The sequence below is a fragment of the Bradyrhizobium sp. SPXBL-04 genome, assembly GCF_051853035.1.
GTDB lineage: Bacteria > Pseudomonadota > Alphaproteobacteria > Rhizobiales > Xanthobacteraceae > Bradyrhizobium > Bradyrhizobium zhanjiangense.
Genome location: NZ_CP182472.1, coordinates 6,963,292 through 6,976,094 on the forward strand (window position 1 = coordinate 6,963,292; position 12,803 = coordinate 6,976,094).

The window sequence follows — 12,803 nt, forward strand, 5'->3', positions numbered from 1 at the left end:
CGGGGAAATGTTATGGGTTTCATCAAATTTACGAAGAAGACCTCGCTCAGCGAGGAGGACCGCAAGGCACTGCGAGAGCTGCTCAACTTCGAGAAAGACAAGCTCAAGGTCGCGCTGAAGGATGTCGACGACAGCCTTAAGGCTCTGCGCGGGGCCAAGAAGAAATCCAGGAAGAAGAAAAAGTAAGCGTCGGCCGGGGACGCCGCGCGATTGTTTAAGAATCGACCGCTCGCCTGTCGAGTTGGGGTCTCGCACAAGCTTGCGTCTGTAAACCGGCCAGCAATCGACAAGGATTCGCCCGAGTGGACCGCTAGAAGCGGTCTGCTCAATTGATTCTTGCGTCCCGCGCCGGGGGATTCCCTCCCGCCTGACGCCAAAGGCCTCATTGATGGCAGACGACGGAATTGAACTGTTTGTCGGACTGATCGAGACAATCGACACGCCAGGCGTCGTCGATGCGTGCTGGCGCCTGCTTTCGGCCGACGAGCGGATACGCGCCGACCGTTTCATGTTCGAGCGGCATCGCCGGCAATATATTTTCGCGCACGCCATGCTGCGCATGGCGCTGTCGCAGGTCGCCTCCAACGTTGCGCCCTCCGACTGGTCCTTTGCGGCCGGCCGCTATGGGCGGCCGTTTGTCGCAGCGCCCAAGACCTCGACCGCGCTGCATTTCAGCCTGTCGCATGCCGACGGCTGCGTCGCCTGCGTCGTGTCGCGGCATGAGGCCGTCGGCGTCGACGTCGAAACCGTATCCCGGCGCGTCGCGCCGTTATCCACCGCGCTTCGCTTCTTTGCCCCGGAGGAAGTCGAAGTCTTGCGCGGACTGCCCGAGCCCGACGCGATCGAGCGCTTCTTCGACTATTGGACGCTCAAGGAAGCCTACCTGAAGGCCAGGGGTTTTGGGCTCAATCTGCCGCTCGATGCATTCGCAATGCAGGTGTCACGCACGGGCATCGAGATCAGCTTCAAGCCCGATATCGCCGACGATCCGCATGGATGGCGCTTCTCGCTGTGCTCGCCATCGCCCTCACATCGCCTCGCGATCGCCGACGGCTCCCGTGCGGACGGCGGCCTTCCCATCAGCCGCAATGCCTGGCCGCTCCAGGAAGCGGCTGAATGACGACCTCGCGGCTGCGCGTCTGTCGATGCAATGATGCGTTTTCCGGCCTCTGCCCGCATCCGCCTTCGCCAAGGCTTCTGGCAAGGGCGGCAAGAGGCGGAGATCACCGCGCCTCTTCGAACCCTGCCAGCACCGAGGTCAGGTTCGCGCCCAAAATATCCGAGAGGTAGCCGCCCTCCTGCACGAATACGGTTGGCAGGCCCATTTTCGCGATGGCCTGGCCGATGCGGCGGAAGCCCGGCGTGGTGACGGCCAGTCCCTTCAGCGGGTCGTACTCGGAGGCATCGAGACCGAGCGCGATGACGAGGGCGCCAGGCGCAAAGGACTCGATCGCCTTGCGCGCGACGTCCAGCGCCTGGATGTAGCCGTCATCGCCGGTGCCGATGGCCAAGGGAATGTTGAGATTGGTGCCGAGGCCGGGGCCCTCGCCACGCTCATGAGCATAGCCCCACACGAACGGATAATACGCAATCGGATCAGCATGGATCGAGATCGTGTAGACGTCCGGTCGCGCGTAGAAGATGCCCTGCGTGCCGTTGCCGTGATGGACGTCGACGTCGAGGATCACGACGCGCTCGTGCTTCTGCCGCAGATGAGCCGCCGCGATCGCGCTGTTGTTGAGGAAGCAGAAGCCGCCGGCCATGTCGCGATAGGCGTGATGGCCCGGCGGACGGCAGAGCGCATAGGTCGCATCCTCGCCGTCCATCACCATCTGCGCCGCGGTGACTGCGACGTCGGTCGCGGCACAGGCGGCCGCCCACGTGCCTGGCCCGATCGGCGCGGCGGTGTCGGCGGTGTGCCAGCCGAGCTTGCCGACGATGTGGGTGGGATAGGTCGCGGCGTGGCGCACCGGATGGATGTTGCCGATCATCTCCGGGCCGGAATCGCCGAGCGCAGTCCAGGCATCCCAGGCTTCGCTCAGGAACGACAGATATTCCGGACTATGGATGCGCGCGCGGGGGCCCTGCCCGAATTTCGTCGGCTCGACCAGTTGATGCTTGCCATCCTTCAATCCCTTGAGCAGACGGTCGGCGCGCTCGGGCTGTTCGGTGGTGCGCTTGACGACACCGCGAACCAGGAAGAATTGCGGATCATGGCTGCGATGAAGTTCGGTATGAACGGCTTTCACTCAAACACTCCGTGGGTCGCATGCTCTTCAATTTGCGCAGAGTCTTGATCTCCGCGGCGGCCAGATGCAAGCAAGAAGAATGCCGCCCCTGTCGCGTTGTCCTGCGCTGAAGGCAGATCGCCCGTGATGCTCAGCAACGCCCGCGCTGAAGACAGTGCTCGCGGCCCTGCTGGTCGGTCCGGAAGGCCTCGATGAAGCCGCCCTGGCGCTGCGTGACGAAGACGGTCTTGCCGTCGCCACCGCCGAAGGCGAGGTTGGTCGGCTCCTTGGCCCTCAGCGCGATCTCGCGCTCGACCGCGCCGTTGGGCTTCATCAACGCGATCGTGCCCTTGAGAATGCGCGCCACATACAGCCGACCGGTGACATCGGTGCGCAGGCCGTCGATGGTGTCGGGCTGGAACGACTTGACGAGCCTTGCGTCGACGAGGTCGTTGCCCCGGATGCCATAGGACCAGATCTGGCCGCTGCTGGATTCGCCGACATAGAGCGTCTTGCCGTCAGGACTGAGATCGATGCCGTTGGTGGTGCCCATCGCGCGCGGCGCCGCCATGACCTGGCCCTGCACCGATCCGTCCGCTGCCTTCGCGATGCGCCAGATGTGCCCCTCGCGGCCCTTCCAGTTCGGGTCGCTCGCATAGATCGTGCCGTCGCGGGCGATCGTGATGTCGTTGGGCTGGTTCATCTCGTCGGAGTGAAACCAGAGGGACGGCTCTGTCGCTCCCTTCGGAATCGTGAAGACGTTGTGCTTCTTGTAGTCGGCAATGAACATGGTGCCGTTCCGATCGAAACGGATGGCATTGCCGACGCTGCCTTCGGGCAGCATCGTGAACGGCTCCGACGCCGCCCCGCCGGCTGGCAGCCTGCCGATGGTGCCTTGCTTGCCGAGATTGACCACGAAGAGGTTGCCGTCGAGGTCGGCGGCAGGCCCTTCGATGCCGAAGGTGTATTCGCCCGTCGGCGTCACCTGTGCGCTTTCGAACAGCTTGGTCTCGGCAGCGGCCGGCAGCGTCGCGACGAGCAAAATGCTACTGCACAGGCACCAGAAATTCCTGCCGGATGTAATAGCCATCGCCGTCGGTGCACTCGCCGTTCAGATAGGGATCGGCCGGCCGGAAGAATCGGCTGAAGCCGGGTTTGTCTACAGCGCTCCTTTGTGTCACGACCACGACCTTGGCGGCCGGTATTTCGCCGCATTCCTTGTTGGTCTTATCAAAGAACTTGCGCTGCGGCGGACCGGGCTTGATCCGCATCCGCGTGCCCGGAACCATTTTCGCAACGAGCAGGTCCGCGATGTCGAGCAGCCGCGTGTAACCCGGCTCGCTCTTCGGCAGGCCCTCGCCGCCCGGCGGCATCAGCTTCTCCGCACCGAGACCGCGCAGCCGCGTGCGCAGCTTGCCGGCGTCGGGATCGCCCGGATAGATCCAGCCGTCCTGCGACAGCATGAAGCGGAGCACGGCTCCGTCCTTATCCGCATCCGATTGTCCCGGCTTCAGGCCGAAATCCGAGTGGCATCCGACGCAATGCTTCTCGACGAGGCCCTTGCGCAGCGTCGTGAGCCGGACGCTGTTCTGTGCGTCTCTCACCACGAATGCCGCGAGCTGGTCGATCATCGCCTGGCTGCGGATGTCGCAGGGTAGCGGCGCCGGCGCGTCGCCTGTGGCGCGATCGATGCGGATCACGGTCTTGTTCTTGTCCTCGACCAGCCAGATCGCGCCGTCTTCCGCCACCGTCATGCCGACCGGGGCGCCGTGCGGCCGCGCGCCGTTGACGCGGTGCCAGCCTGAAATCAGCTCCTCGAACGGCGCGGCGGCGACTTCGCCGGCATCGGTCAGGAAGCTGAGGGTCGGGTCCGCGGCGCAACTGACGTGATAGTGCACCGGCGCCGGGACAGGCTTTGGGAAGCCGTGGTCGTCGACGTCATAGATGAGGACGCGGCTGCCGGTCGGGCGATAGCCGTGCAGACCGACCAGCAGCTTGCCCTCCAGCTCCGGGAATTTTGTGCCGTGATAATAGAGCATCGCGAGCGGCGCACCGTGCGGCGGCATCAGCGAGAGCGGCGGCTTGTAAAGCGCATTCGCGGTGCAGAGCGATTTGTAGACCCCGGACTGCAACACGCCCCTGAATTCCGGGCTCGGCGTCGACACATCGTAACAATAGGGCCAGCCATAATGCCTGCCTTGCTCGATCGCGTTGATCTCCTCGTTCGGCTTGAAGATGTCTGGCAGGTCACGGCCATTCTCGCCTTGCAGGAAGGCGTAGCCGGAATCGGGAAAGTTCGGATGCAGCGCCAGCGCCATCGAATTGCGCAAGCCCCGCGCATAGACGGTGTGCGGCGGATCCGGATCGCTCGGCTGCAGCGCCGGGAAGACGCCACCCGCAGGCGGCGTGTACAGCCAGATCGATGCCATCGCGGACGCGCCCTCGGCGGCCGCGCAAGGCTTCGTGATCGGTGCCGGCGTGATGCAGTCGTCGCTATGTGAGCCGATATTGACGAACAGCCGCCCGCTCCTGTCAAAGACAAACTGCTTGAGCGGATGCGCGCTTTCGTCGAGCCTAGTGCCGTCGGGCAGACTGATCCGCCGACCGGGCATGCGACGGATGATGGTCTCGACCGTGTCGCGCGGATTGTCCGCAAGCGGATCGAACCGGAAGATCGTCTCTGCGGTCGAGGCATAGAGCTTCCTGTCGGGGCCGATCACCAGACCGAACGGATACTCGACGCCGGTCAGCAATTCCCTCAACCGCTGGCCTTGGGGCGCGCGCGGGTCGAGCAGCAGCAGCCGTCCGTCGGTATGGCCCCAGCCGCCCATGTCGGCCACCACGAACAGGTCACGGCCCGGCACTTGGATGATCGCGCGCGGGAATTTCAGGCGGTCGTCCTCGCTGGCGACGAGGCCGGCGCAAAAGCCTGCCTTCATGTCGATCTGGATCCTGGGAAAAGCGAGATCGCCGCTGCCGCAGTTGTCCGTGCCGATCGCATAGCCGCCTCGCCTGGCGAACTCGGACGATGCCCCGGGGGCAAGACCAAGCAGGAGCGCGACGAAGGCGGCTGCACACACGCGCAGGCTCCGGCGCTCCACGCAGATTGTCAGATGTTTCACTGCCGCCTCCCCCGACTTTCGTCGGAGGTTGTTCCATGCCGCCGAAGCGCGGTCCAGCTGATCATCACCCGCCTGTGATTAAACCTGTAACGACCTCGGAGGCGACCAATCTCCGTAAATTCCCTTACCGGGTTCGACCCGAATGTTTCGCGAATGCCTCGGGTGGTATCAGTTTGCCATCCCAATCGCTCCCTACAGGAGGCGTATATGGTCCAGGTCTATTTTCACTGCTCCAATACCGAGGGCACACTGATCGATCGCTACGGCGCCGCCGTCTCCAATCTCACCGAGGCCCGCGACCGCGCAGCCCAGATCATGCGGTCGATGATCTTGACGCCGAGCAACGAGGATTGGCGCGACTGGGTGATCCATGTCAGCGACGACGATGGCGAGGAGATTTTCGATCTCCCCTTCACGGCCATGCTCGGCAAGCCGCATTGAGGTGATGCCATGCTGCTCGCTCCCTTGACCCTGCTCCGCCACCCCCTGAGCTTCGTCGCCACCAAATGGCAGACCTTGATGAGGGTCGCAGGCGATCCTTACCGCCCCGAGCTTCATTACATGCGCGGCCCTGGCCCGAAATGGCGCGCCAAATATCAGGCGAGCCGGCTGACCCGCCCACTCTGAGCGCTCCGGCTCGTCGCTTTCCCATTGATCTCCGTCGTCATGGCCGGGCCTGTCCCGGCCATCCACGTTTTTGGAGCACCCGCGGAAGATATGGATGCCCGGGACTAGCCTGGTCGCGACGAACCAGTATCCTCCCATCCCGCGCCTGTTTCACACCAGCCATGTCGCGCCCGCTTTCGATGTTCTCGTTGGCGGCAATGTGCCATTGTCCGCGGGCTTCGCCAATTGCGGAGCCTCGACGTTAACGCAGCAAAGCCACGACAAACATCAAGACGACAACATGCCTCACCAGTTCAGCCGCGCCCAACAGATCCGCAAACCCGCAGTCAGAACCAAGGGCGGCATCGTCGCCGCGCAATCGCGCCGGGCCGCCGAGGTTGGCGCAGAGGTGCTGGCGGCGGGCGGTGACTGCGTCGACGCCATCGTCGCGACGACGTTTGCGCTGAACGTGCTGGAGCCCTGGATGAGCGGCATGGGCGGCGGCGGCGCGATGGTGCTCTACCGCGCCAAGGACAATCGCTACGAGGTGATCGACTACGGCATGTGCGCGCCGCAGAGCCTGCGCGTAACCGATTATCCGATCACGGGCGAAGGCGCGGCCTCCGACCTGTTCCCCTGGCCGCGGGTGAAGGACGATCGCAACATTCACGGGCCTGGCTCGATCGCGGTGCCCGGCGTCGTCGCCGGCATGGAGGAAGCGCATCGCCGCCACGCCAGGATGCCTTGGAAAGATCTGGTCGTGCCCGCCGCGACAATCGCCGGCGAAGGCCTGCTGGTCGATTGGTGGACGACGCTGATGATCGCGAGCACGGCCGCCGACCTCCGGCGCTATCCCGCCAGCGCGGAGACATTCCTGAAGGACGGTCTGCCGCCGAATGCGCCCTGGGGCATCAAGGCCGAGACGCGGCTGCCTCAGGACAAGCTGAAGGCGACGCTGGCCCATCTCGCCGCGGCCGGCCCGCGCGATTTCTATGAGGGCGATCTCGCCAAGAGCATCGCTTCCGACATCAAGGCCGATGGCGGTTCGCTGTCGGTGGAGGATCTCGCCGCGTTCCGCAGCCACCTGCGCGAGCCGCTGGCGATCCCCTATCGCGGCGGCAAGGTGTTTGCGACGCCGGAGCTCACGGCCGGGCCGACGATGGCGCATGCGCTACGCCTGTTGCAGCAGAACCTGAAGCCGGGCACCGCGCCGGATGCGGCCGCCTACGCTGAATACGCGCTCGCTTTGCAATCGGCCTACCGCCAGCGGCTGGGCGACATGGGCGATGCCGACGGCAAGCGCTCGCTCGGGGCGGAATATCTGGCGCCGGCCTGCACCACGCATTTCTCTGTGGTCGACCGTCACGGCAACATGGCCGCGGTGACCCAGACGCTGCTATCCACCTTCGGCTCGAAATACGTGACGCCGCACACCGGCATCCCCATGAACAACGGCATCATGTGGTTCGATCCGACGCCTGCTACCACCAACTCGCTCGCCCCTGGCAAGCGTTGTCTCACCAACTACACGCCCGTCATCGCCGAGACGAAGGACGGCAGGCGCCTCGCGGTCGGCGCCTCCGGCGGCCGCCGTATCCTGCCGGCGGTGATACAGCTCGTCTCCTTTGCGATGGATTTCGGCATGGACCTCGATGCCGCCATCCACCAGCCGCGCATCGACGCCAGCGAAGGCGCGGTCGTGATCGGCGATGCCCGCCTGCCCGCGGACGCGCGCAAGACGCTGGCGGCGCGGTTCGACTATGAGGAGACGCAGGTGCAGGCACTGCCGATGAAGTTCGCCTGCCCGAGCGTGGTGATGCGCCAGGGCGACACGAATTCGGGCGCGGTCGAGATTTTCCAACCGTGGGCCGAAGCGGTGGTGGAAGGCTGAGCGCACGGATCGATGCGAGCTTGTGCCAGCGCTCGTTGAGCCGTCGCGCGATTGCGAATCTCCGCGAGCGTCATGACTCCTCCACATTCGCAGGGAACTTACCCACCCGCCGTTCGTTCAGTGAACGGACAAGTGCGCTCGCCCCAGTGGAGGACATGATGAAGAAACTTGCGCTCGCCGCGTCGCTGATGGTTGCGGCCGGTCTCACATTGACCAGCCCTGCACTGGCCAAGGGCGGGCATGGACATGGGCACGGCTACGGTCGTGGCCACGCGATGGGCTATCATTACCATGGCACGCCGCCGGGATGGTACCACGGGCGCAAGGTCGGCTGGCGCGGCATGGGCTGCCCGCCCGGCCTGTGGAAACAGGGCCGCTGCTGAACATCGGATCGAGCAAGGCGCTGCCTCGGCAGCGCCCTTTCTATATCCCTAACCGATCTCTCACCCGCCCCGCGATCACCGCTGTAGTCACCCCGATCGGCCAGAACGCGTGCATCGGCATCGGCTTGATGCCCGTGATCGGCATATCGATCTCCACCTTCGGCCCGCCGAGCAGCCGGCGCGCCAGCTGCGCCCCCATCGCGGTGGAGAGCGCAACGCCGCGGCCGTTGCAGCCGAGCGAGATCAGCATGTTCTCCGCGGGCTCATGCACGTGCGGATAATGATCACCCGTGATCGCGAGCCGGCTGTTCCAGCCATGCGTCCAGGTGACGCCCTTGAGCTGCGGCCATAGCCGCTCGGCGTAGCGCATGAGATAGGCGACGTCGTTCGGCGACTTGATCCAGCGCATCGGGCCGCGGCCGCCTATCAACAGGCGGTTGTGCTGATCGATGCGGTAATAGACCGTGATGTGGCCGCTCTCGTAGAGCACGGGACGCGTCGGCATGATCGCGTGCGCGATAGCGTCCGAGAGCGGCGCGGTGGCGGCGATCGAGGAAAACACCGGCACGATGGTGCGGCGAAGTGCCGGCCAGAGATCGTCTGTGAAGCCGTTGGTGGCGAGCAGGATTTTTTCGGCATGCACGATCGCGCGCGGCGTCTCGATGCGCCAGCGCGTGCCCTCGCGGCGCAGCGACAGCGCCGGCGTCTCGCCAAAAACCTTCGCACCGGCGGAGATCGCGGCGCGCGCGAGGCCACGAGCGTAGCTGAGGGGATGCAGATCGCCGCCGCGCGTGTCCAGCATGGCGCCGATATAGCGGTCGGTGCCGGTCATCTCGCGCAACTGCTCGCGGTTCAGGAATGACACCGGCATGCCGCGCCGGATGCATTGCTGCGCGGTGTTTTCGATCGCGGCGGCGCTGGCCTCGTTGTAGGCCGCGCGCAGCGTGCCGCTCTGCCGCGCCTCGCAGGGAATCTGGTAACGGCGGATCAGTTCGTGGGTGAAGTTGGTGGTGCCGTAGGAGAAGTCGATCATGCGGCGGCCGAGATCTGCGCCGAAATCGGCCTCGATCTGATCGGGGTCGTGCTTCAGTCCGGGATTGGTGTGGCCGCCATTGTTGCCGGACGCGCCCCAGCCGGGCTCCTGCGCCTCCAGCACCAGCGCCTCGACACCCTGCTCGGCCAGGTGCAACGCCGTGGACAGGCCGGTGTAGCCGCCGCCGACGATCGCGACGGAGACGGTCTTGTCGATGTCGAGCGGCGGCGTGGCGACCGGCGCGACGGCGGTGTCGGCGTAGAGCGAGGGCGGCAGAGGCAGGCGCGTGGTCATGGCAAAGACCGATCAGAGCGGATGCAGCACACGGCGCAGAAAGTCCTGCGTGCGCGGATGCTGGGGTTGGTTGAGCAGCGCCTTGGCCGGCCCCTGCTCGACGATGACGCCGCCGTCGATGAACAGCACGCGATCGGCGACGTCGCGGGCAAAGCCCATCTCGTGGGTGACGACGACCATGGTCATGCCGTCATCGGCAAGCTTGCGCATGACGCCGAGGACGTCGCCGACGAGCTCGGGATCGAGCGCCGAGGTCGGCTCGTCGAACAGGATGGCCTTGGGCTGCATCGCGAGCGCACGCGCGATAGCAACGCGCTGCTGCTGGCCGCCCGAGAGTTGCGGCGGATGCGCGTCGGCTTTCTCGGCGAGCCCGACCTGGGCGAGCAGCGCGCGGCCGCGCTCCAGCGCCTGCGCACGCGGCTCCTTCTTCACATAGAGCGGTCCCTCGACCACGTTCTCGAGCGCCGTACGATGCGGGAACAGGTTGAAGCGCTGGAACACCATCGAGACCTGGGTGCGGATCGCCACGATCGACGGTGCATCGTGATCGACCTTCAGACCTTCGACGCTGATCTCGCCGCGGTCGTAGCTTTCTAGCCCGTTGATGCAACGCAGGATTGTAGACTTGCCCGAGCCGGACGGGCCGATGATGCAAACCACCTCGCCTTTTTGCACCGACGCATTGATGCCCTTGAGCACCTCGACCTTGCCAAAGCTCTTGTGGACGTCGTTCAGCTCGATCATCGCTTGCCAGCCCGCTTCTCGAAGTGACGGACCAGCAAGATCAGCGGGATGCTCATGGTGAGGTACATCAGCGCAACAAGGGTGAACACGCTGGTGTTCTTGAAGGTCGAGGACGCGATCAATTTGCCTTGCAGCGCGAGCTCGGCGACCGTGATGGTGGAGGCCTGCGACGAATCCTTCAGCATCATGATCATGACGTTGCCGTAAGGAGGCAGCACGATGCGGACGGCCTGCGGCAGGACCACGCGGCGCATGGTGAGCCACCAGCCCATGCCGATTGTCTGCGCCGCCTCGATCTGGCCCTTGTCGATCGCCTCGATGCCGGCACGGAAATTTTCCGCCTGATAGGCCGAATAGGCGATGCCGAGACCGAGGATCGCGGCCTGCAACGCCGACAGCGTGACGCCGAGATCGGGCATCACGAAATAGAGGTAGAACAACAGCACGATGATCGGGATGCCCCGGATCACGTTGATCAGGCTGGCGCTGAGCATCGACAGCACCTTGATGCCGGAGACCCGCATCATCGCCCAGACGAGGCCGAGCACCGTCGAGAGCAGCAGCGAGCCGACCGTGACGATGATCGTCAGCGCGACGCCGTTCAACAGGATCGGGAAGAACTCGACGGCGTCGCGCCAGAAGCCTTTCATCGGGCAGCCTTCGACCGGTCTCTATTGATCAGACTTTGACGATCAACCTTGCGCCTTCAGGCCCCATTTATCGAGGATCTTGGCGATGGTGCCATTGGCCTTGAGCTTCGCCAGCGAGGCATTGATCTTGCCGAGCAGCGCGGTCTCGCCCTTGCGAACGCCGATGCCGACCGAGCCGACAGTGACGGGGTTGTAGCCGTCGACGAGGCGCACCTCGGGGAAGCCGCCCTGCTTCAGATTGTAGGCGAGGATCGGATAGTCGGCGTAGCCGGCCTTGAGGCGGCCGGTGTTCACGTCGCGCAATATGTCGGGGATGGTGTCGTAGGCCTTGACCTCGGCGAACAGACCGGACTTCTTCAGCGCATCGACGAAGGCGGTGCCGACCTGGGCACCGACCGTCTCGCCCTTCAGGTCGTCCTGCGTGGTATAGGCCTTGGTGTCGCTCTTCGGCACGACGAGGCCTTCGCCGTAAGTGTAGATCGGGTCGGAGAAGTCGACGACTTCCTTCCGCGGCGGCGTGATGAACATCGCGGCGGCGATGATGTCGATCTTGCTCGAGGTCAGCGACGGGATCAGCGCCGAGAACTGCATCGGCTCGATCTGCACGTTGAAGCCGGCGTCCTTGCCGATCTCGGTGACGAGATCGACCATGATGCCCTGGATGGTGTTGGTCTTGGTGTCGAGGAAGGTGAAGGGAATGCCCGTCGGTGTCGAGCCGACTTTCAGCACCTGTTGCGCCGAAGCCGGCACCACGGCTGCAATTGCGAGTGCCGCGATCGCGGCCAGACCAAAACGCTTCATCGCATCCCCCTTTGGGTCTGGCCGATGGCGGCACTGGCGCGTGTCATGGGATCAGACGTTGCGGGCCAGACCGTTTCGGCCTATTTTCACCAATATGAAAATTTGGTCATACTTTCGCAGATCGCGCAAGCGGTTTTCATGCACATGAAGGAAGCGATCTGACGTGAGCGGTGGCAAAAGAATGCGCAAACCGGCCGCGAGGCCGGCGAAGAAGCTGAAGGCCAAAGCCAGGACCAAGGCTGTCACCAAACCCGCAGAGCCCGCAATGGACGTCGCGGTCGGCCGCCGCATCAGGGATCTCCGGCGCGTCAGGCAGTTTTCGCTGGAAACGGTCGCGGCGCGCACGGAGCTGTCGATCGGCTTCCTCAGCCAGATCGAGCGCGGCCTGTCATCTCCCTCGCTGCGTGTGCTGGCGACGCTGGCCGACGTGTTCGGCGTCGGCATCGCCGCGCTGTTCGGCGCGAGCCCGAGCGCTGACGGCGGATCCGACCAGGTCGTGACCCGTGGGCTTGAGCGCCCCGAGCTGAAGCTCTGGCGCACCGGCGTATCCAAGCAATTGCTGAGCCCGGCGAGCGCCGACAACAAACTCAATCTATTCCTGGTGCATCTGGAGCCCGGCGGCTCCACCGGCGACGAGCTCTACACCCATGACGGCGAAGAGGCCGGCCTCGTGCTTGAAGGCGAGATGATGCTGACGGTGGACAGCGAGACATGGTCGCTGAAGAGCGGCGACAGTTTTAGGTTTGCGAGCCGGCGGCCGCACCGGTTTTCCAATCCGGCACAGGATGCGAAGGCAATGGTGCTGTGGGTGAATTGCGTGACGGGGGCGTAAGCTTCCTTCCACGCGCACATTCTCAGCTCCGTGCATCCTTCGAGGCTCGCTCAGCGGCGCTGTTGCGCCGCCGCGTTCACGCCGCAGGGTGACGGTGATAGATTAAGGGCGCGCTGCCTCCACGCCGTCATTGCGAGGAGCCCTTGCGACGAAGCAATCCAGACTGTTTCCGCGGACGGATACTGGATTGCTTCGCAGCGCTCGCAATGACGCGCGGAG

The 12,803-nt window shown here is 64.7% G+C and carries 15 protein-coding genes; 8 read left to right on the forward strand and 7 right to left on the reverse strand.

Translation table 11 applies throughout. The features are described from left to right. Positions 1-12: 12 nt before the first annotated feature. Complete coding sequence (locus ACNJX8_RS33250; RefSeq protein WP_164934413.1) at positions 13-186, forward strand: hypothetical protein; 174 nt, start codon at positions 13-15, stop codon at positions 184-186. A gap of 202 nt (positions 187-388) precedes the next feature. Continuing rightward, complete coding sequence (locus tag ACNJX8_RS33255; RefSeq protein ID WP_439358198.1) at positions 389-1,120, forward strand: 4'-phosphopantetheinyl transferase family protein; 732 nt, start codon at positions 389-391, stop codon at positions 1,118-1,120. Between the two features lie 103 nt (positions 1,121-1,223). Here ACNJX8_RS33255 and ACNJX8_RS33260 read toward each other — a convergent pair whose 3' ends face one another. The 3 genes from ACNJX8_RS33260 to ACNJX8_RS33270 form a co-directional block, all read right to left on the reverse strand. Further along, positions 1,224-2,249, reverse strand: coding sequence for a histone deacetylase family protein (locus ACNJX8_RS33260; RefSeq protein WP_439358199.1), 1,026 nt, complete (start codon positions 2,247-2,249; stop codon positions 1,224-1,226). Between the two features lie 130 nt (positions 2,250-2,379). Further along, a complete protein-coding gene (locus ACNJX8_RS33265) occupies positions 2,380-3,318 on the reverse strand; it encodes an SMP-30/gluconolactonase/LRE family protein (protein WP_439358200.1) in 939 nt (312 codons plus the stop codon). Beyond that, positions 3,275-5,350 carry a PQQ-dependent sugar dehydrogenase gene (locus ACNJX8_RS33270; RefSeq protein WP_439358201.1) on the reverse strand — a complete coding sequence of 692 codons (2,076 nt, stop codon included), beginning with the start codon at positions 5,348-5,350 and terminating at the stop codon, positions 3,275-3,277. Before ACNJX8_RS33270 ends, ACNJX8_RS33265 begins: the two co-directional genes overlap by 44 nt. A 207-nt stretch (positions 5,351-5,557) precedes the next feature. Between ACNJX8_RS33270 and ACNJX8_RS33275 the strand changes: the two genes are divergently transcribed. From ACNJX8_RS33275 to ACNJX8_RS33290, 4 genes are all read left to right on the forward strand, one after another. Continuing rightward, complete coding sequence (locus ACNJX8_RS33275) at positions 5,558-5,791, forward strand: DUF6894 family protein (RefSeq protein ID WP_091884042.1); 234 nt, start codon at positions 5,558-5,560, stop codon at positions 5,789-5,791. A 9-nt stretch (positions 5,792-5,800) separates the two neighbouring features. Next, positions 5,801-5,977, forward strand: a complete 177-nt coding sequence (locus ACNJX8_RS33280) for a hypothetical protein (RefSeq protein ID WP_164934414.1) — start codon at positions 5,801-5,803, stop codon at positions 5,975-5,977. Positions 5,978-6,257: 280 nt separating this feature from the next. Next, complete coding sequence (locus ACNJX8_RS33285) at positions 6,258-7,847, forward strand: gamma-glutamyltransferase (RefSeq protein ID WP_439362014.1); 1,590 nt, start codon at positions 6,258-6,260, stop codon at positions 7,845-7,847. Positions 7,848-8,005: 158 nt separating this feature from the next. Then, positions 8,006-8,230, forward strand: a complete 225-nt coding sequence (locus tag ACNJX8_RS33290) for a hypothetical protein (RefSeq protein WP_439410298.1) — start codon at positions 8,006-8,008, stop codon at positions 8,228-8,230. A 40-nt stretch (positions 8,231-8,270) separates the two neighbouring features. Here the strand turns inward: ACNJX8_RS33290 and ACNJX8_RS33295 are convergent, their stop codons facing one another. The 4 genes from ACNJX8_RS33295 to ACNJX8_RS33310 are packed head-to-tail and all read right to left on the reverse strand — an operon-like array spanning position 8,271 to position 11,752. Further along, positions 8,271-9,557 carry an NAD(P)/FAD-dependent oxidoreductase gene (locus ACNJX8_RS33295; RefSeq protein ID WP_439358202.1) on the reverse strand — a complete coding sequence of 429 codons (1,287 nt, stop codon included), beginning with the start codon at positions 9,555-9,557 and terminating at the stop codon, positions 8,271-8,273. A 12-nt stretch (positions 9,558-9,569) separates the two neighbouring features. Next, positions 9,570-10,301, reverse strand: coding sequence for an amino acid ABC transporter ATP-binding protein (locus tag ACNJX8_RS33300; protein ID WP_439358203.1), 732 nt, complete (start codon positions 10,299-10,301; stop codon positions 9,570-9,572). Then, complete coding sequence (locus tag ACNJX8_RS33305) at positions 10,298-10,951, reverse strand: amino acid ABC transporter permease (RefSeq protein WP_091884027.1); 654 nt, start codon at positions 10,949-10,951, stop codon at positions 10,298-10,300. The genes ACNJX8_RS33300 and ACNJX8_RS33305 overlap by 4 nt, the downstream gene beginning before the upstream one ends. Positions 10,952-10,993: 42 nt before the next feature. Further along, positions 10,994-11,752, reverse strand: a complete 759-nt coding sequence (locus ACNJX8_RS33310; RefSeq protein WP_439358204.1) for an ABC transporter substrate-binding protein — start codon at positions 11,750-11,752, stop codon at positions 10,994-10,996. Between the two features lie 24 nt (positions 11,753-11,776). Between ACNJX8_RS33310 and ACNJX8_RS33315 the strand changes: the two genes are divergently transcribed. Next, positions 11,777-11,914 (forward strand): hypothetical protein, encoded by a 138-nt coding sequence (locus ACNJX8_RS33315; protein WP_439358205.1) that lies wholly within the window; start codon positions 11,777-11,779, stop codon positions 11,912-11,914. A 19-nt stretch (positions 11,915-11,933) separates the two neighbouring features. After that, the gene (locus tag ACNJX8_RS33320) at positions 11,934-12,584 is read left to right on the forward strand and encodes a helix-turn-helix domain-containing protein (protein WP_439358206.1); all 651 of its coding nucleotides are present in this window, start codon (positions 11,934-11,936) and stop codon (positions 12,582-12,584) included. The last annotated feature ends 219 nt before the right edge of the window (positions 12,585-12,803 follow it).